This window comes from Pantoea sp. FN0305 (assembly GCF_050113845.1).
In the GTDB taxonomy this organism is placed as follows: domain Bacteria; phylum Pseudomonadota; class Gammaproteobacteria; order Enterobacterales; family Enterobacteriaceae; genus Mixta; species Mixta alhagi.
In genome coordinates this window covers 24,979-43,093 of sequence record NZ_JBNJSN010000014.1, presented here as the reverse complement: position 1 = coordinate 43,093, position 18,115 = coordinate 24,979, and the positions used below count along the sequence as shown (strand labels likewise).

General features: G+C 53.7%; 15 protein-coding genes and 2 tRNA genes. 11 read left to right on the top strand and 6 right to left on the bottom strand.

Going from position 1 to position 18,115, the window contains the following annotated elements:
- The first annotated feature begins 49 nt into the window (after positions 1 to 49).
- Positions 50 to 126 (top strand) — tRNA-Asp (locus tag ACQE3Y_RS19720).
- Positions 127 to 135: 9 nt separating this feature from the next.
- Positions 136 to 211 (top strand) — tRNA-Trp (locus ACQE3Y_RS19715).
- A gap of 138 nt (positions 212 to 349) precedes the next feature.
- On the opposite strand, the gene hdfR is transcribed toward ACQE3Y_RS19715, so the two are convergent.
- Complete coding sequence (hdfR, locus tag ACQE3Y_RS19710) at positions 350 to 1,177, bottom strand: HTH-type transcriptional regulator HdfR (protein ID WP_085069413.1); 828 nt, start codon at positions 1,175 to 1,177, stop codon at positions 350 to 352.
- A 122-nt stretch (positions 1,178 to 1,299) separates the two neighbouring features.
- Between hdfR and ACQE3Y_RS19705 the strand changes: the two genes are divergently transcribed.
- Positions 1,300 to 1,638: a DUF413 domain-containing protein gene (locus tag ACQE3Y_RS19705; RefSeq protein ID WP_085069415.1), complete on the top strand. Its 339-nt coding sequence runs from the start codon at positions 1,300 to 1,302 to the stop codon at positions 1,636 to 1,638.
- Positions 1,639 to 1,701: 63 nt separating this feature from the next.
- On the opposite strand, the gene ACQE3Y_RS19700 is transcribed toward ACQE3Y_RS19705, so the two are convergent.
- The gene (locus ACQE3Y_RS19700; protein ID WP_426982333.1) at positions 1,702 to 3,222 is read right to left on the bottom strand and encodes a YifB family Mg chelatase-like AAA ATPase; all 1,521 of its coding nucleotides are present in this window, start codon (positions 3,220 to 3,222) and stop codon (positions 1,702 to 1,704) included.
- 337 nt (positions 3,223 to 3,559) lie between these two features.
- Between ACQE3Y_RS19700 and ilvL the strand changes: the two genes are divergently transcribed.
- From ilvL to ilvA, 6 genes are all read left to right on the top strand, one after another.
- Positions 3,560 to 3,658, top strand: coding sequence for an ilv operon leader peptide (gene ilvL / locus ACQE3Y_RS19695; RefSeq protein WP_071883719.1), 99 nt, complete (start codon positions 3,560 to 3,562; stop codon positions 3,656 to 3,658).
- A 149-nt stretch (positions 3,659 to 3,807) separates the two neighbouring features.
- On the top strand, positions 3,808 to 5,454 hold the full coding sequence (gene ilvG / locus ACQE3Y_RS19690; protein ID WP_426975069.1) for an acetolactate synthase 2 catalytic subunit: 1,647 nt from the start codon (positions 3,808 to 3,810) through the stop codon (positions 5,452 to 5,454).
- On the top strand, positions 5,451 to 5,708 hold the full coding sequence (ilvM, locus tag ACQE3Y_RS19685) for an acetolactate synthase 2 small subunit (protein WP_250651154.1): 258 nt from the start codon (positions 5,451 to 5,453) through the stop codon (positions 5,706 to 5,708). Before ilvG ends, ilvM begins: the two co-directional genes overlap by 4 nt.
- 18 nt (positions 5,709 to 5,726) lie before the next feature.
- A complete protein-coding gene (gene ilvE, locus ACQE3Y_RS19680; RefSeq protein ID WP_085069423.1) occupies positions 5,727 to 6,656 on the top strand; it encodes a branched-chain-amino-acid transaminase in 930 nt (309 codons plus the stop codon).
- Between the two features lie 63 nt (positions 6,657 to 6,719).
- Positions 6,720 to 8,570 carry a dihydroxy-acid dehydratase gene (gene ilvD, locus ACQE3Y_RS19675; protein ID WP_085069426.1) on the top strand — a complete coding sequence of 617 codons (1,851 nt, stop codon included), beginning with the start codon at positions 6,720 to 6,722 and terminating at the stop codon, positions 8,568 to 8,570.
- 2 nt (positions 8,571 to 8,572) lie between these two features.
- A complete protein-coding gene (gene ilvA / locus ACQE3Y_RS19670) occupies positions 8,573 to 10,117 on the top strand; it encodes a threonine ammonia-lyase, biosynthetic (protein ID WP_426982332.1) in 1,545 nt (514 codons plus the stop codon).
- On the opposite strand, the gene ilvY is transcribed toward ilvA, so the two are convergent.
- On the bottom strand, positions 10,118 to 10,999 hold the full coding sequence (ilvY, locus tag ACQE3Y_RS19665; protein WP_250651153.1) for an HTH-type transcriptional activator IlvY: 882 nt from the start codon (positions 10,997 to 10,999) through the stop codon (positions 10,118 to 10,120).
- Between the two features lie 165 nt (positions 11,000 to 11,164).
- Between ilvY and ilvC the strand changes: the two genes are divergently transcribed.
- On the top strand, positions 11,165 to 12,640 hold the full coding sequence (gene ilvC / locus ACQE3Y_RS19660) for a ketol-acid reductoisomerase (protein WP_426975071.1): 1,476 nt from the start codon (positions 11,165 to 11,167) through the stop codon (positions 12,638 to 12,640).
- Positions 12,641 to 12,828: 188 nt separating this feature from the next.
- Here the strand turns inward: ilvC and ppiC are convergent, their stop codons facing one another.
- On the bottom strand, positions 12,829 to 13,110 hold the full coding sequence (gene ppiC, locus ACQE3Y_RS19655) for a peptidylprolyl isomerase PpiC (RefSeq protein ID WP_038628993.1): 282 nt from the start codon (positions 13,108 to 13,110) through the stop codon (positions 12,829 to 12,831).
- Between the two features lie 83 nt (positions 13,111 to 13,193).
- Here ppiC and rep point away from each other — a divergent pair, with 83 nt between their 5' ends.
- Positions 13,194 to 15,218, top strand: a complete 2,025-nt coding sequence (gene rep / locus ACQE3Y_RS19650) for a DNA helicase Rep (protein ID WP_426975072.1) — start codon at positions 13,194 to 13,196, stop codon at positions 15,216 to 15,218.
- A 37-nt stretch (positions 15,219 to 15,255) separates the two neighbouring features.
- On the opposite strand, the gene gppA is transcribed toward rep, so the two are convergent.
- The gene (gene gppA, locus ACQE3Y_RS19645; protein ID WP_426975073.1) at positions 15,256 to 16,740 is read right to left on the bottom strand and encodes a guanosine-5'-triphosphate,3'-diphosphate diphosphatase; all 1,485 of its coding nucleotides are present in this window, start codon (positions 16,738 to 16,740) and stop codon (positions 15,256 to 15,258) included.
- A gap of 7 nt (positions 16,741 to 16,747) precedes the next feature.
- Positions 16,748 to 18,040, bottom strand: a complete 1,293-nt coding sequence (gene rhlB, locus ACQE3Y_RS19640; protein ID WP_426975074.1) for an ATP-dependent RNA helicase RhlB — start codon at positions 18,038 to 18,040, stop codon at positions 16,748 to 16,750.
- Positions 18,041 to 18,115: the final 75 nt, after the last annotated feature.

Genomic DNA, 18,115 nt, shown 5'->3' with positions numbered 1-18,115 from the left:
AGGTAACACCGGTTATCAGCGAGACCCCGCTGGTAATGCAGTATTCGGTGGTGCGGTAGTTCAGTCGGTTAGAATACCGGCCTGTCACGCCGGGGGTCGCGGGTTCGAGTCCCGTCCGCACCGCCACCCTTATTTAGGGGCGTAGTTCAATTGGTAGAGCACCGGTCTCCAAAACCGGGTGTTGGGGGTTCGAGTCCCTCCGCCCCTGCCAGATAAACAATCCTTTGCTAACGCAAAGGATTTTTTTTTGCTTTCCGTTAGCCAGTCACCACTTTTATGATGGCAGGATGAATGGAATATTCCCCTCACCCCTCTTCTCTTATAACTTCCCGTTTACTGTTTTAATAAATTATGCTGGCACTAGTACCGGAAACTTCAGTAACTGACGAATATGAGACTGCTGATCGCTGTTTTGTAGCCAAACCGCATATAACGGCCTGACGGCCACGGGCGTGTCAGGAATAACCGTTAGATCAGGATACAGCTGTATCCAGTTATCCGGTAGAAAGGCGCAGGCGCCCGTAGTATGGAGTAACTGACGGGTTAAATGCGCTGATGTCGTTGTTAGTACGGGCACATCATCCGCACCGGCCAGATAGCTTTCATGCTGATGGAAATCCGCTCCCCACTCCAGTTTGATATAGTCATACTTTTCCCGCTTTTCACTTTTGCGCGAGCGAAATAGCGTGAGTGAAATATGTCCGATCTGCTGGCTGGTCAGCTCATCCATTTTAGGCGCTTCGGTGGTAATCAGTAGATCAAGTTGACGCTCGTGCAGTTGTTTAACCAGTAAGTGCCGCTGTGCAACGCGTGCCTCAAGGTGCAGACTTTCACGGTTTTCGTACAGCGTTTGCAGCCATGGCGTAAGGTAAGCCTCCCAAAGGGATGCACTGGCACCTATCGACAGCTCATGATGCTGCTGAGTGTGCGCGACTTCCTTTTTCGCCATCATCCAGGTACTCATCAGGCTTTCAGCATAGGGAAGCAGACGCTCGCCGGCAGAAGTGAGCCGAATATTATTACGATGACGGGTAAAAAGATTAACACCCAGCTGGTTTTCCAGCTGTCTGATGCGAAAACTCACTGCAGATTGCGTAAGGTAGAGGGCTTCTGCTGCGCGGCCAAAATGGCGCGTTCTGCTCACCTCAAGAAAGGTCTTTAATAATTCCGTATCCACAGCCCACTCCCAAAAATTTGTTTGTCGTAATGATTTAAATGTTTTGTTTTACACTCTGTCAAGCCTAACTAATACTCCGCGCCATAAATCGCACGGCCATAGAAGAGTTAGGAGCGTGTAAAATGGCGGATAGCTTCGCAACAACTAATCGTTTTTTTGATAACAAACACTACCCGCGTGGGTTTTCGCGTCATGGTGACTTTACAATTAAAGAAGCTCAGCTTCTCGAAAGGCACGGTTACGCGTTTAATGAGCTTGATCTGTCCAGACGTGAGCCTGTGACAGAAGAAGAGCGTCAGTTCATAGAAGTATGTCGTGGTTTACGTGAACCACAAACTGAAGCTGAGCGCGTATGGAGTAAGTATATGACGCGTATCAAGCGTCCAAAACGCTTTCATACTCTTTCAGGTGGTAAGCCACAAATGGAAGGCGTTGAAGACTATAGCGATTCTGACGATTAAGCAAAACCTTCTTCAGAAAAGATAGCAATCATCTGACGTTAAAATGGGGCTGCGGCCCCATTTCTATTCCAGGCTTTTATGCAAATGCGCCATCATACGATCCATGCCGCGATAGCTTAAAGCTTCCAACAGATGCGCACGACTAAGCCTTTCTTGCCCTGCTAAATCAGCGATGGTACGTGAGACCTTTAGCAAGCGTTGCCAGGCTCTGACAGAAAGCCCCAGTTTAACCAATACTGACTCAAGCCATTCTGCATCGGCTTGTTGTAACCCACACCATTGCTGTACTTCTGCATTGCTCATTAACGCATTCACTTTGCCCTGACGCGCCAGCTGACGTTCACGCGCTTCCAGCACCCGTAACCGGACCTCATTACTGCCCTCGGCGTTTTTTTGCGGCTGGCTTAACATTCCTGGCGGCAACAGCGGTATCTCCAGCGAAAGGTCGAAACGATCAAGAAAGGGCCCTGATAAGCGGCTGAGATAACACAACGTTTGCTGTGGCGTGCTGCGATTATGATTGCCCTGATAATGCCCGGTTGGGCTGGGATTCATTGCGGCAACAAGTTGAAAGCGTGCAGGCCAGGTGACTTTGGCCCGTGCGCGCGAAATGGTAATTTCACCGGTTTCTAACGGCTCACGTAACGCATCCAGCGTTTTTCGATTGAACTCGGGCAGTTCATCCAGAAACAGTACTCCGTTATGTGCCAGGGTAATTTCGCCGGGCTGCGGAATGCTACCACCGCCGATAAGCGCATAGAGCGTTGAACTATGATGGGGAAGCCGAAACGGTCGTCTACGCCATTGTTTATGCACATCGCCACTTTTTACGATACTGGCAATAATGGCGCACTCTAATGCTTCACGTTCGGTAAGGGGAGGTAATAGCCCGGTTAGCCGCATCGCCAGCATAGTTTTTCCTGTTCCCGGCGGGCCAATAAGCAGTAGGTTGTGTCCTCCTGCCGCGGCGATTTCCAGCGCTCGCTTTCCCTGCTGTTGACCGATGATATCGCACAAGTCCTCGCTTTTCTCTTCGTTAACTATCTCCTCTGCTTTCCCTGGTGAGAGAGAATGCTGCTTTAAGAGAAAAGCACAGATCTCCATCAGGCTCTCAGCAACCAGTGATTCTCCCTGTTGGACCAAACCCACGTCGGCAGCATTTTCAGCAGGTAAAATTAATCTTCTGTCCGCTTCTTTGGCGGCCATTGCTGCGGGAATCGCGCCCTGTACGCCTCTGAGCGCACCGCTAAGCGCCAGCTCTCCCAGGAATTCAAACTGGGCCAGTTCTACGCCAGGAAGTTGCTCTGAAGCGGCAAGAATGGCAACGGCAATGGGGAGATCGAAGCGGCCGCCTTCTTTTGGCAAATCAGCAGGAGCCAGATTAACCGTGACACGCTTTGCCGGGAAATCAAAGCCGCTATTAATAATCGCGCTACGCACCCTGTCGCGCGCTTCTTTCACCGTTTTTTCAGGTAACCCAACCAGCGAAAGGCCGGGTAAACCACGACTTATATGAACTTCTACCGTCACCAGCGGCGCTTCTACGCCCAGGGCCGCACGTGTAATAACGCGGGATAAAGACATACTCGCTCCTTGTGTCATCTCCAGAGAAGTATGCAGAGGGTTCGGCAACAAGGCGATGCTGGTTAAATAAAGTTGCGTGCCTTGCCGAAAAGTTTTGCTTCTACGTTCATAACATTAAAAAGTTGCTCAAGCAGAAAGAGACTTCATCCTGGATAACTCATTGCGACAGGTTCGTAATGAATAACTTTCAATGCTTGCTATCTTTTGAAATGAAAGGCTATTTTTAAATATGGCTAAAGCAGATATAAAATTTTGTGATGAAAAAGGTTGTCGAGCTATGCCTGTCTGTGATAACTCTTTAGGCATTACTTCGAATAAGTGAAATTTTGAACAGCATATGAAAGCCCTTCTACGAGTGATTAGCCTAGTCGTGATTAGCGTGGTGGTGATTATTATCACACCGTGCGGGGCTGCGCTCGGAGGAAGAAAGGCTTAAAAATCAAGCCTGAATCTAAAAGAACCCCCGCACCGAAAGGTCCGGGGGTTTTTTTATGGTCAGGTATCGGGATAGTTAATGAAAGAGGAACAAACAATGTACAGTAGCATAAAATACTGTTGTTCCCGGGATCAGGCAGGGGAATAACGATGACAGGTGCTCAGTGGGTGGTTCAAGCGTTGCGTGCGCAAGGGGTAAAAACCGTGTTCGGTTATCCGGGTGGCGCGATTATGCCGGTTTACGACGCGCTGTATGACGGAGGCGTTGAACACCTACTGTGCCGTCATGAGCAGGGCGCTGCCATGGCCGCCATCGGCTATGCCCGAGCAACCGGTAACGTAGGCGTCTGTATCGCGACTTCCGGGCCGGGTGCCACCAACCTGATCACCGGCCTTGCCGATGCCATGATGGATTCTGTACCGGTTGTCGCTATCACCGGCCAGGTTGCCGCCCCGCTTATCGGCACCGATGCCTTTCAGGAAATTGACGTACTGGGTTTATCTCTGGCCTGCACTAAACACAGCTTTCTGGTTGAGTCGTTAGAGACGCTGCCGGAAGTAATGGCAGAAGCTTTTGCGATAGCGCAATCTGGTCGTCCCGGCCCGGTGCTGGTTGATATCCCCAAAAATATTCAGGTAGCCAGCGGCGAGTTGACGCCGCATTTGCTGCCCGTAGCCGAGACGGTTGCGCATCCTCATCATGAGTTACAGCAGGCGCGCGCGCTGATTGCGCAGGCGAAAAAGCCGGTCTTGTATGTTGGCGGCGGCGTAGGCATCGCCCAGGCCGTACCGGCGTTGCGCGCGTTTGTTCAGCAAACCGGTATGCCAACGGTAGCAACGTTGAAAGGTCTGGGTGCGCCGGATGCCAGCGATGCCTGTTACCTCGGAATGTTGGGGATGCATGGCACGAAAGCGGCGAACCTGGCCGTACAGCAGTGTGATTTGCTGATTGCCGTTGGCGCCCGTTTTGACGATCGGGTGACCGGCAAGCTTGATACTTTTGCACCGCATGCCAGCGTTATCCATATGGATATCGATCCGGCCGAGCTAAACAAGCTGCGTCGGGCGCACGTTGGCTTGCAGGGTGACTTTAATGAGCTGCTGCCGGAGCTGGCGCAACCCTGTGATATCGATGAATGGCGCGCTGAGGTTATTGCGCTGAAGAGCGAGCACCGCTGGCGTTACGATCATCCGGGCGAGGCCATCTACGCGCCTCTGTTTTTGCGCCAGCTGTCAGATCGCAAAGCTAAAAGCGCGATTGTCACCACTGACGTTGGTCAACATCAAATGTGGACGGCGCAGCATATGTCATTCAGCGCGCCGGAGAACTTTATCACCTCAAGCGGGCTGGGAACCATGGGGTTCGGTTTGCCAGCCGCGGTTGGCGCTCAGGTCGCCCGGCCGGAAGATTGTGTCATCTGCGTATCGGGCGATGGCTCTTTCATGATGAACGTGCAGGAGCTGGGCACCATCAAGCGTAAAAAGCTGCCGATAAAAATCGTACTGATGGATAACCAGCGTTTAGGCATGGTGCGCCAGTGGCAGCAGCTGTTTTTTTCAGAGCGCTACAGTGAAACCAACCTGTCCGATAATCCCGATTTTCTGATGCTGGCTCGCGCTTTTGATATTCCTGGCCAGCGTATCACTCGTAAAGATCAGGTCGACGCCGCATTAGATGCGCTGCTGAACAGTGAAGGCCCTTATCTGTTGCATGTGGCTATTGATGAACTTGAGAACGTCTGGCCTCTGGTGCCCCCCGGCGCCAGCAACGCAAACATGATGGAGAAAACCGTATGAACCAGCACCAGTTGTCTATCGAAGCGCGTTTCCGGCCTGAAGTTCTGGAGCGTATTTTGCGCGTTGTTCGTCATCGCGGCTTTCAGGTCTGTGCTATGAATATGGCCAGCGTGGCTAACGCCGAGAATATTAATATCGAAATGACCGTTGCCAGTCAGCGCTCAGTCGATTTACTGTCAACACAGCTGAGCAAACTGATGGATGTCGCTTGCGTCCAGATTCAACAACAGACAACACAACAAATCCGCGCATAGTCGCGAAAGGAAATAAGAATGAGTACGAAGAAAGCAGACTTTATCTGGTTCAACGGTGAGATGGTGAAATGGGAAGAGGCGAAAGTCAGCGTCATGTCTCACGCCCTGCATTACGGCACGTCTGTTTTTGAAGGCGTCCGCTGCTACGACTCCCACAAGGGGCCTGTGGTTTTTCGCCACCGTGAACATATGCAGCGCCTGCACGACTCTGCCAAAATTTATCGATTCCCGCTGAAGCACAGCGTGGATGAGTTGATGGCAGCCTGCCGTGAAGTGCTGCGCGTGAACAAGCTGCAGAGTGCTTATATTCGTCCTTTGGCATTTGTTGGTGATGTTGGTCTGGGCGTTAACCCACCGGATGGCTACAGCACTGATGTCATCATTGCCGCCTTCCCGTGGGGCGCTTATCTGGGCGCAGAAGCGCTGGAGCAGGGCATCGATGCGATGGTCTCTTCGTGGAATCGCGTAGCGCCTAACACGATCCCTACCGCGGCGAAAGCGGGCGGTAACTACCTCTCCTCATTGCTGGTGGGCAGCGAAGCGCGTCGCCATGGTTACCAGGAAGGCATTGCGCTGGATACCAACGGCTATATTTCTGAAGGTGCGGGCGAAAACCTGTTTGAAGTAAAAGATGGCATCCTGTTTACCCCGCCGTTTACCTCCTCGGCATTACCCGGCATTACCCGCGATGCCATTATCAAACTGGCGAAAGACGCTGGCATTGAAGTGCGTGAGCAGGTGCTGTCACGTGAGTCTCTCTACCTGGCCGATGAAGTCTTTATGTCCGGCACCGCGGCTGAAATTACGCCAGTGCGTAGCGTCGATGGCATTAAAGTAGGCGAAGGTAAATGCGGTCCGGTGACGAAACGTATCCAGCAGGCATTTTTTGGCCTGTTCACCGGCGAAACTGAAGATAAATGGGGCTGGCTGGATCCGGTAAACCCATAAATTCATGATTTTGCGGGCGCGATTATCGGCCCGCTTATATATCCAGACTGGAGTAAACAGAGCATGCCTAAGTACCGTTCCGCCACTACCACTCACGGCCGTAACATGGCCGGTGCCCGTGCCCTGTGGCGCGCCACAGGAATGACCGACGCCGATTTTGGCAAACCGATTATCGCTGTCGTTAACTCCTTTACCCAATTTGTGCCGGGCCACGTTCATTTGCGCGATCTTGGTAAACTGGTCGCTGAACAGATCGAAGCGGCGGGCGGCGTAGCAAAAGAATTCAATACCATTGCGGTAGATGATGGTATTGCCATGGGTCATGGCGGCATGCTCTATTCTCTGCCGTCGCGCGAACTGATTGCCGACTCGGTAGAGTACATGGTGAATGCGCACTGCGCCGATGCGATGGTGTGTATTTCCAACTGCGATAAAATCACCCCGGGAATGATGATGGCAGCGCTGCGCCTGAACATTCCGGCCATTTTCGTCTCTGGCGGACCGATGGAAGCGGGCAAAACCAAACTGTCCGATAAAATCATCAAGCTGGATCTGGTTGATGCCATGATTCAGGGCGCGAACCCTAATGTCAGCGATGCTGAAAGCGATCAGATCGAACGTTCCGCCTGTCCTACCTGCGGCTCCTGCTCCGGCATGTTTACCGCTAACTCCATGAACTGCCTGACCGAAGCGCTGGGACTGTCTCAGCCGGGCAACGGTTCACTGCTGGCTACGCATGCTGATCGCAAAGAGTTATTCATTAATGCCGGTAAGCGCATCGTCAGTCTGGCGAAACGCTATTACGAACAGGATGATGAAACCGCGCTGCCGCGCAATATCGCCAATAAAGCCGCTTTTGAAAATGCGATGACGCTGGATATTGCCATGGGCGGTTCAACCAATACTGTTCTGCACCTGCTGGCAGCAGCGCAAGAGGGTGAAATCGATTTTAATATTTCCGATATTGACCGCCTGTCGCGTGTGGTGCCGCATTTATGCAAAGTGGCACCCAGCACTCCCAAATACCATATGGAAGATGTTCACCGTGCGGGCGGCGTTATCGGTATCCTGGGGGAGCTGGATCGCGCAGGCTTGCTGAATACCAACGTACATAACGTGTTGGGTACGACGCTGCGTGATGCGCTGGATAACTATGACATCATGCTGACGCAGGATGAGGCAGTGAAGAAAATGTTCCGCGCCGGACCGGCAGGTATCCGCACCACCCAGGCGTTCTCGCAGAATTGCCGCTGGGACACGCTGGACGATGACCGTAAGGAAGGCTGTATTCGTTCACGCGAATATGCTTACAGTCAGGACGGGGGTCTGGCGGTACTGTACGGCAACATGGCGGAAGATGGCTGTATCGTTAAAACCGCAGGCGTAGACAAAGAGATCCTGACATTCCGTGGCCCGGCGAAAGTGTATGAAAGTCAGGATGATGCGGTTGAGGCGATCCTTGGCGGCAAAGTCGTGGCCGGAGACGTGGTGGTGATTCGCTACGAGGGGCCGAAAGGCGGACCGGGCATGCAGGAGATGCTCTATCCGACCACTTACCTGAAATCTATGGGACTGGGTAAAAGCTGCGCACTGATCACCGATGGACGTTTTTCTGGTGGTACGTCAGGTCTCTCTATCGGTCATGCCTCACCGGAAGCGGCCAGCGGCGGCACAATCGCCCTGGTGCGCGATGGCGACATGATTGAAATCGATATTCCAAACCGTGGCATCAGGCTTGATGTACCGGACAATGAATTACATGCGCGTCGTGAACAGGAAGAAGCGCGTGGAGAAGCCGCATATACACCGCATTCGCGTCAGCGTCAGGTTTCGCTGGCTCTGCGCGCCTATGCCTCGCTGGCAACCAGCGCGGATAAAGGTGCAGTGCGTGATAAATCGAAGCTTGGAGGCTAAGGATGGCTGAGTCTCAATCGTTACCCGACGCGCCCTGCGGCGCTGAATATCTGCGCGCCGTTCTGCGCTCGCCGGTTTACGAAGTGGCACAGGTGACGCCGCTGCAAAAGATGGAAAAGCTCTCTGCCCGTCTTGGCAATACGGTACTGGTTAAACGCGAAGATCGTCAGCCGGTACACAGTTTTAAACTGCGCGGTGCCTACGCGATGATTGCCGGTCTGGATGAAGAGCAAAAGGCGCGAGGCGTGGTCACCGCCTCTGCGGGAAATCACGCGCAGGGCGTTGCGCTTTCCGCCAGCAAACTGGGCATTAAGTCACTGATTGTGATGCCGGTTACCACGGCAGATATCAAAGTTGAGGCGGTACGCGCGTTTGGCGGTGAGGCTTATCTGTTCGGCGCCAACTTTGACGAGGCGAAAGCGAAAGCGATCGAGCTGTCGGAGCGGCAGGGTTACACCTTTGTTCCCCCTTTCGATCATCCTGCGGTCATTGCCGGTCAGGGAACGCTGGCGATGGAGCTGTTGCAGCAGGATGCGCATCTTGATCGTATCTTTGTTCCGGTAGGCGGCGGTGGGTTGGCTGCTGGCGTGGCGGTATTGATTAAACAATTAATGCCACAAATCAAAGTGATAGCGGTAGAGGCAGCCGAGTCAGCCTGTCTGCAGGCGGCGCTGAAAGCGGGCGAGCCGGTAGATTTACCGCGTGTCGGACTGTTTGCTGAAGGCGTGGCGGTAAGGCGTATTGGCAGCGAAACCTTCCGTCTGTGCCAGGCCTATTTAGATGATATCGTTACCGTTGACAGCGATGCCATCTGTGCGGCGATGAAAGATCTGTTTGAAGATGTGCGCGCCGTAGCGGAACCTTCCGGAGCATTAGCGCTGGCCGGCATGAAAAAGTATATCCAGCAGCATAACCTGCAGGGTGAGCGACTGGCGCATATTCTCTCTGGCGCTAACGTTAACTTTCACGGGCTACGCTATGTTTCCGAGCGTTGTGAGCTTGGCGAGCAGCGCGAGGCGTTGCTGGCTGTCACCATCCCGGAACAGCAGGGTAGTTTCCTGAAGTTCTGTCAGACGCTGGGCGGACGCGCGGTAACGGAATTTAACTACCGCTACGCGGATGCCAAAGACGCCTGCATTTTTGTTGGCGTTCGTTTGACGCGCGGTCGGGAAGAGCGACGGGAAATCATCGACGAGTTAACGGCAGGCGGCTATCAGGTGGTCGATCTCTCTGATGACGAAATGGCCAAACTGCATGTTCGTTACATGGTTGGCGGTCGTCCCTCCAAGCCGCTTCGTGAGCGCCTGTTCAGTTTTGAATTTCCGGAGGCGCCAGGCGCGCTGTTGAAGTTCCTGCAAACGCTGGGCACTTACTGGAATATTTCACTGTTCCACTATCGTAGCCACGGCACCGACTATGGTCGGGTGCTGGCGGCGTTTGAGCTGGGCGAGAATGAACCCCGTTTCGAAGAGCATCTCACCGCGCTCGGCTACGATTTCCATGATGAAAGCCAGAACCCGGCGTTTCGTTTTTTCCTGGCTGGCTAGTTACAACAGTTGCCAGAACGCTTTGATCAGCGGCTCGCCGAGCCGCTTTTTCTGAACGCAGACGCCCAGTTCAAAAGGCGCGACTGAGTCAATGTCTTCCAGTACCAGAACACGGTTGCGTACCGGTTCCGGGCTATTCTCCAGCACCACGTCCGGAAGCAGGGCGATGCCACAGCCCAGCGCCACCATGGAAACAATGGCTTCATGACCGGAAACGGTCGCGTAAATAAGCGGATTAGCAATACGCAGGCGGCGAAACCAGAGGTCGATCCGTCGTCGCGCCGGGCCCTGTTCCGGCAGGATAAAGGGGATCTGCGTCCAGTCGGGTTCAGGCTGTGTCGCCTGGTTGCGTACCGGACAGGGCAAGGCTGGCGCAATCAATACCAGAGGAATATGGCCCAGCGGCGTGAAGTCAATACTGGCATGTAGCGTTTCGGGGCGACCGGCAATGGCCAGTTCGGCTTCGCCGGTCTGAACTTTCTCCACGGCGTCGGCAGCATCACCGGTGGTGAGTTTAATTTCCACCTGCGGATGTTCCGCGCGAAAGCGGTCAAGTATCGGCGGCAGATGACTGTAGGCGGCAGTAACGGAACAGAAGAGTTTCAGCTCGCCGCTCAGTGAAGGGCCATGTTGACCCATGGCATGACGCATCTGCTGATATTGCAACAGGGTTTGCTGTGCAAACTGACGCAGCTGTTCTCCTGCGTCGGTCAACGTAACGGTGCGGTTATCACGCAGAAACAGGCTATGGCCGAGATCCTCTTCCAGTCGCTGTATTTGGCGCGAAAGTGTAGAGGGCGAAACATGCATGGCGCGGGCAGTGCGGCCAAAGTGGCGGCTTTCCGCCAGATGTAAAAAAAGCTTCAGGTCTCGTAAATCCATGCGATTCAGGCCTCATTTCTACGTTGCAGTTATTGCAATACGACGTTGTTAATATATCAATTTAAGCAACAGATTTCCTGTCATATGATGGGGCTATAGAAGGCGAGGCTGTCACCGGCTTCGCGTAAAAAATAACGGTAAACACAACCTCAAAACGGAGTGCCCATGGCTAACTATTTCAACACTTTGAACCTGCGTCAGCAGCTGGCGCAATTAGGTAAATGTCGCTTTATGACGCGTGATGAGTTTGCTGATGAAGCAAGTTACCTGAAGGGCAAAAAAGTCGTCATTGTTGGCTGTGGTGCTCAGGGCCTTAACCAGGGCCTTAACATGCGTGATTCTGGTCTGGATGTCTCTTACACGCTGCGTGCCGAAGCGATTGCTGAAAAGCGCGCTTCCTGGCGCAAGGCCACCGAAAACGGTTTTAAGGTTGGGACATATGAAGAGCTGATCCCGCAGGCCGATCTGGTGATTAACCTGACGCCAGACAAACAGCACTCAGCCGTGGTGCAGGCTGTGCAGCCGCTGATGAAAGAAGGTGCGGCGTTGGGATATTCCCACGGTTTCAATATCGTTGAAGTGGGTGAAGAGATCCGTAAAGACATTACCGTGGTGATGGTTGCGCCGAAATGTCCGGGTACTGAAGTGCGTGAAGAGTATAAGCGTGGCTTTGGCGTACCGACGCTGATTGCGGTACACCCGGAAAACGATCCAAAAGGCGAAGGTATGGCCATTGCCAAGGCCTGGGCCGCAGCGACCGGCGGTCACCGTGCGGGCGTGCTGGAATCCTCCTTCGTTGCCGAAGTAAAATCTGACCTGATGGGCGAGCAGACCATTCTCTGCGGCATGCTGCAGGCGGGTTCTATCCTGTGCTACGACAAGCTGGTGGCCGATGGCACCGATCCAGCTTATGCAGGCAAGCTGCTGCAGTACGGCTGGGAGACCATCACCGAATCGCTGAAACATGGCGGTATCACGCTGATGATGGATCGCCTTTCCAACACCGCTAAGCTGCGCGCCTTTGCGCTTTCTGAGCAGCTGAAAACTATTATGGCGCCACTGTTCCAGAAGCATATGGATGACATCATTTCGGGCGAATTCTCTTCCGGCATGATGGCTGACTGGGCAAATGATGATAAGAAACTGCTGACCTGGCGTGAAGAGACGGGCCAGACCGCTTTTGAAAACTCGCCGCAGTATGAAGGTAAGATTTCCGAGCAGGAATATTACGATCGTGGCGTGATCATGGTTGCGATGGTCAAAGCGGGCGTTGAGCTGGCGTTCGAGACCATGGTGGATTCCGGCATTATCGAAGAATCCGCTTATTATGAATCACTGCATGAACTGCCGCTGATCGCCAATACCATTGCCCGTAAGCGTCTGTATGAAATGAACGTGGTAATCTCCGATACCGCTGAATATGGCAACTACCTGTTTGCTAACGCCGCCGTGCCATTGTTGAAAGAGTTCATGACCACGCTGCAGGCGGGTGATTTAGGCAAAGAGGTTGCGCCAGCCGCAGTAGATAACGCTCAGCTGCGTGACGTTAACGAAGCGGTACGTAATCACCCGATTGAGGCGGTGGGACGTAAACTGCGTGGTTATATGACCGATATGAAACGTATTTCTGTCGCGGGCTGATAGCGTCTTTTAGCTTGCCGTTGCGTTGACCATGTTTGCACGCCCCAGCACACCGTTATCCATGCTGCTGGGGCTGTTCTTACCTGCCCCTTGCTGCAGGACGAACACCATAGCGGAGTCCCTGTGGCCCGGACTTGATAAGCAAAGCGGAAACAGACAAAACCGGTGTGTTCAACACCGGTTTTTTATTAGTTGCGGTACAGCACCTTGATGATGTGATAGCCAAACTGGGTGTGCAGAGGTCCGTAAGGCGTCAGCAGAGGGCAGGAAAACACGACTTTATCGAAAGCCGGCACCATTGCCCCTTTTTTAAACTCGCCCAGGTGTCCGCCTTTACGTCCGCTCGGACAGGTTGAGTGTTTCTTCGCCAGTTTTTCAAAGTCTGCGCCCTTTTCCAGCTGCGCTAACAGCTCCTGAGCCAGTTTCTCTTCTTTTACAAGGATATGCATTGCCGCTGCGGTTTTTGCCATGATCGTGCCTTGAGTCGTATGGATGCTGCTGGATATACTACCACGCTGTTAGTTAACCCTCCTTATTTTCACTGAGTACTTCTATGCGTCTGAATCCCAGCCAACAACAAGCCGTCGAATATGTCACCGGCCCGTGCCTGGTGCTGGCGGGCGCGGGTTCCGGCAAGACGCGCGTCATTACCAATAAAATTGCCCATCTGATCCGTGAGTGCGGCTATCAGGCTCGCCATATTGCGGCGGTCACCTTTACCAATAAAGCCTCACGTGAAATGAAAGAGCGCGTGGCGCAAACCCTGGGCCGGAAAGAAGCGCGCGGGCTGATGATCTCTACCTTCCACACGCTGGGACTGGAAATCATCAAGCGTGAATATGCCGCGCTGGGGATGAAATCTAACTTTTCCCTGTTTGATGACCAGGATCAGCTGGCGCTGCTAAAAGATTTAACCGAGCAGTGGCTGGAAAATGATAAAAATCTGCTGCAGCTGCTGGTTTCTACCATTTCCAACTGGAAAAACGATCTGATTGATCCTGCACACGCCCAGGCGCGGGCGCAGTCAGAGCGGGATCGTATCTTTGCTCACTGTTATGAACTGTACGATCGTCATCTTAAATCCTGTAACGTGCTGGACTTCGATGACTTAATCCTGTTGCCGACGCTATTGTTGCAGCGCAATCAGGAGGTGCGTGAACGCTGGCAGCAGCGCATTCGCTATCTGCTGGTGGATGAGTATCAGGATACCAACACCAGCCAGTATGAACTGGTAAAGCTGTTGGTGGGTGCGCGGGCGCGCTTTACCGTGGTCGGTGACGACGATCAGTCAATCTATTCCTGGCGCGGCGCGCGGCCGCAAAACCTGGTGCTGCTGAAAGAGGACTTTCCGGCGCTGCAGGTGATTAAGCTGGAGCAGAACTATCGCTCCACCGAGCGCATCCTGAAAGCGGCGAATATTTTGATCGCCAATAATCCGCACGTGTTTGAAAAGCGTCTGTTTTCACAGCTGGGCTACGGCGCCGAGCTTAAGGTGCTGAGCGCGAATCATGAAGATCATGAGGCGGAGCGCGTGACCGGCGAGCTTATTGCGCACCATTTTATTAACAAAACGCAGTATAAAGATTACGCCATTCTTTATCGTGGCAATCATCAGTCGCGCGTATTTGAAAAGATGCTGATGCAAAACCGCATTCCCTACCGTATTTCGGGCGGGACATCTTTCTTTTCACGTCCTGAAATCAAGGATCTGCTGGCCTACCTGCGCGTATTAACCAATCCGGATGATGACAGCGCTTTTTTACGCATTATCAATACGCCGCGTCGTGAGATTGGCCCGGCAACGCTGCAAAAGCTGGGCGAATGGGCGAATCAGCGTAACAAAAGTCTGTTCAGCGCCAGCTTTGATTTAGGACTGGGCCAAACGCTGACCGGGCGCAGCCTGGAAAATCTGCAGCGTTTTACCGGCTGGCTACGGGAAATTGCCCAGCTGGCGGAGCGGGAGCCGATAAATGCGGTACGCGATCTCATTCGCGGCATCGACTACGAAAGCTGGCTGTTTGAAACTTCCGCCAGCCCGAAGGCCGCTGAAATGCGCATGAAAAACGTTAATACGCTCTTCCAGTGGATGACGGAGATGCTGGAAGGCAGCGAACTGGATGAGCCAATGACGCTGACGCAGGTGGTAACCCGTTTTACGCTGCGCGACATGATGGAGCGTGGCGAAAGCGATGAGGAGTTAGATCAGGTTCAGCTAATGACGCTGCACGCGTCGAAAGGCCTGGAGTTTCCTTATGTCTACCTGGTCGGCATGGAAGAGGGGCTGTTGCCGCATCAGAGCAGCATTGATGAAGATAACATCGAGGAAGAGCGGCGGCTGGCCTACGTTGGCATTACCCGCGCGCAAAAAGAGCTCACGTTCACGCTGTGCCGCGAGCGTCGGCAATATGGCGAACTGGTACGTCCGCAGCCCAGCCGTTTTTTGCTGGAGCTGCCGCAGGATGATCTGATGTGGGAAACTGAACGTAAAGTTGTCAGTGCGGAAGAGCGCATGAAAACCGGGCAAAGTCGGGTTGCCGGTTTGCGTGCGATGCTGGATAAAGCCAGGAAAGGAACCTGACAGAGAAGGCTGCGTCTGCAATGACGCAGCCCAACTGCTAAATTATCCTGAGCGGCCAGTGCACATAGGATTGCCAGCGGCTCTCCTGCTCCAGCATCTCCGCGCCCAGCGGGTGAGCCTGCAACCAGCCTGACGGCAACAGCACCTGTAGCGCCTCGTCTTCACTGTGCAACTGCACCGTTGGCAAACTGTCATCACGACGACGGCTGGCGAAAATCACCGCCAGACGCAGCAGCCGACACATCCGTTCTGCCATGCGGGGCGGCACAGCGTTTTGCTGGTTCAGCAGCGCCAGGTCAATACCGTTACTTTGATTCTGCAACAGCGTGGCCAACAGCTTTTTCTGAGCGGGCGTAAACCCGGGCAGATCAAGATGGCGCACCAGATAAGCGGCATGCTGGGTGGCAAGACGGAAATCCACGCTCAGACCAATTTCATGGATCAGACAGGCATTTTCCAGCAGCTCACGACAATAAGCATCCAGCTTCCAGTGCGGGCTTACCTGCTGAACAAAGCTCATCGCCAGCTGACGTACGCGCTCCGCCTGTTCAACGTCGATGATAAAACGACGCTGAACATTGTGGATGGTTCGGCTACGAATATCCCGATCGACCGGATAGTGCAGCATACCGTACAGCAAGCCTTCACGCAGAGCGCCGCCTGCCAACGTCATGCTTTCAATATTTAATTCTTCAAAGATGGCAATCAGAATAGAGAGGCCGCTGGGGAAAACCAGTGCCCGCTCCAGAGTCAGGCCTTCGATCTCCAGCTCTTCGAGCTTGCCACATTTGATCGCACGCTGTTTAAGCTGCTGCAGTTTATCCAGCGTAATACGCTCATCCATGCCCTGCGCTACCATGATTTCCTGTAGCGCCTGCACGGTGCCGGAAGCGCCCACGCAAATTTGCCAGCCCTGATCGCGCAATCGTCCCGCGACAGGCTGAATCATGGCGCGAGCGGCCTGTTCCGCCTGCTCAAAGTTCTTTTTACCTAAATGCCGGTCAGCGAAATAACGCTCCAGCCAGGTGACGCAGCCCATCGACAGACTGAACAGCGCGGTTGTTTGCGCGCCGGTTCCGGTAACCAGTTCAGTGCTACCGCCGCCGATATCCACCACCAGGCGTTCATCAGAGCCACCGGTAGTATGCGCTACGCCCTGGTAAATCAGCCGCGCTTCTTCTTCGCCGCTAATAACGTTAACTAAACAGCCAAGAATCGCTTCGGCCTGGGCGAGGAAATGTTTCGCGTTTGCCGCCAGACGCAGCGTTGCGGTGGCAACCACACGAATCTGATCGGCAGGGATATCCTGCAGCTGCTCTGAAAACAGCCTCAGGCACTGTAAGCCTCGCTCCATCGCTTCTTCAGAAAGCTCTCCGGCGCTGTTAAGGCCGGCGGCGAGGCGCACTTTACGCTTGATGCGGGCGACGGTCTGAATATTTCCCGCCACCTCGCGCACCACTAACATATGAAAGCTGTTAGAGCCCAAATCAATCGCAGCATAAAGTGACGACGCGCTGAACATGGTGTGATTAACCTGAACGTTTACGGTTATTGTTACGCGGTGCACCGCTGCGACGGTTGTTGCCCGCAGCACGGCGCGGACCGCTACCCGGACGGTTACGCGTCAGGCGTTTCGGCGGCGGAAGATCGGTCATCAACGCGTCGCTGTTATATTTACTGACCGGAATGCCGTGACCAATATACTCTTCGATGGCAGGCAGGTTCAGCGCGTACTCTTCACAGGCGAGGCTGATAGAGTGACCACTGGCGCCGGCGCGTCCGGTACGACCGATACGGTGAACGTAATCTTCGCAATCGTCAGGCAGATCGTAGTTAAAGACGTGCGTCACTGCCGGAATATGCAAACCGCGTGCGGCAACATCGGTCGCAACCAGAATGTCTACGTCGCCACGGGTAAAGTCTTCCAGGATACGCAGGCGTTTTTTCTGCGCCACGTCGCCGGTCAGCAACCCTACACGGTGTCCATCTGCTGCCAGATGGCCCCAGATATCTTCGCAACGATGTTTGGTATTGGCGAAAATAATGGCGCGGTCCGGCCACTCTTCTTCAATAAGCGTTTGCAACAGGCGCATCTTTTCTTCATTAGAAGGGTAGAACAGCTCTTCCTGAATGCGGTGGCCCGTTTTCTGATCCGGCTCGATTTCGATATGCTCGACGTTGTTCATATGCTCAAACGCCAGCTCGCGTACGCGATAAGAAAGCGTGGCGGAGAACAACATGCTCAGACGCTGATTTGCCGCAGGCATACGGCGGAACAGCCAACGAATATCTTTAATGAAGCCCAGATCGAACATGCGATCGGCCTCATCCAGCACCACCACCTGAATTGCGCCCAGGTTAATGTGGTTCTGCTTAGCGTAATCGATCAGGCGACCGGTGGTGCCCACCAGGATATCGACGCCTTTTTCCAGCACTTTTAGCTGTTTGTCATAGCCGTCGCCGCCATAGGCGAGACCCAGCTTCAGGCCGGTGGACTGCGCCAGCGGTTCAGCATCGGCATGAATCTGTACGGCCAGTTCGCGCGTCGGAGCCATAATCAGCGCGCGTGGCTGATTGATCTGACGGCCTTCGGCTGCAGGGTGAGAAAGCAAATAATGGAACGTTGACGTTAGAAACGCCATCGTTTTGCCGGTTCCGGTTTGCGCCTGGCCCGCGACATCGCGCCCTTCCAGTGTAAGGGGCAATGCTAACGCCTGGATAGGCGTACAATTATGGAAGCCTTTCTTTTCAAGGGCTTCGATAACCTGTGGGTGCAGGGCGAAGTCGGAAAACTTCTGTTCGGTTAAGTGTGTTTTGCTCATAGTGTGGTAGAATATCAGCTTACTATTGCTTTACGAAAGCGTATCCGGTGAAATAAAGTCAACCTACGTTGGCAG

Excerpts from the sequence above, each read along its gene's own strand:
- ACQE3Y_RS19705 (WP_085069415.1), top strand. The coding sequence starts at position 1,300 with ATGGCGGATAGCTTCGCAACAACTAATCGTTTTTTTGATAACAAACAC.
- ACQE3Y_RS19700 (WP_426982333.1), bottom strand. The coding sequence starts at position 3,222 with ATGTCTTTATCCCGCGTTATTACACGTGCGGCCCTGGGCGTAGAAGCG.
- ilvL (WP_071883719.1), top strand. The coding sequence starts at position 3,560 with ATGAAAGCCCTTCTACGAGTGATTAGCCTAGTCGTGATTAGCGTGGTG.
- ilvG (WP_426975069.1), top strand. The coding sequence starts at position 3,808 with ATGACAGGTGCTCAGTGGGTGGTTCAAGCGTTGCGTGCGCAAGGGGTA.
- ilvM (WP_250651154.1), top strand. The coding sequence starts at position 5,451 with ATGAACCAGCACCAGTTGTCTATCGAAGCGCGTTTCCGGCCTGAAGTT.
- ilvE (WP_085069423.1), top strand. The coding sequence starts at position 5,727 with ATGAGTACGAAGAAAGCAGACTTTATCTGGTTCAACGGTGAGATGGTG.
- ilvD (WP_085069426.1), top strand. The coding sequence starts at position 6,720 with ATGCCTAAGTACCGTTCCGCCACTACCACTCACGGCCGTAACATGGCC.
- ilvA (WP_426982332.1), top strand. The coding sequence starts at position 8,573 with ATGGCTGAGTCTCAATCGTTACCCGACGCGCCCTGCGGCGCTGAATAT.
- ilvY (WP_250651153.1), bottom strand. The coding sequence starts at position 10,999 with ATGGATTTACGAGACCTGAAGCTTTTTTTACATCTGGCGGAAAGCCGC.
- ilvC (WP_426975071.1), top strand. The coding sequence starts at position 11,165 with ATGGCTAACTATTTCAACACTTTGAACCTGCGTCAGCAGCTGGCGCAA.
- ppiC (WP_038628993.1), bottom strand. The coding sequence starts at position 13,110 with ATGGCAAAAACCGCAGCGGCAATGCATATCCTTGTAAAAGAAGAGAAA.
- rep (WP_426975072.1), top strand. The coding sequence starts at position 13,194 with ATGCGTCTGAATCCCAGCCAACAACAAGCCGTCGAATATGTCACCGGC.
- gppA (WP_426975073.1), bottom strand. The coding sequence starts at position 16,740 with ATGTTCAGCGCGTCGTCACTTTATGCTGCGATTGATTTGGGCTCTAAC.
- rhlB (WP_426975074.1), bottom strand. The coding sequence starts at position 18,040 with ATGAGCAAAACACACTTAACCGAACAGAAGTTTTCCGACTTCGCCCTG.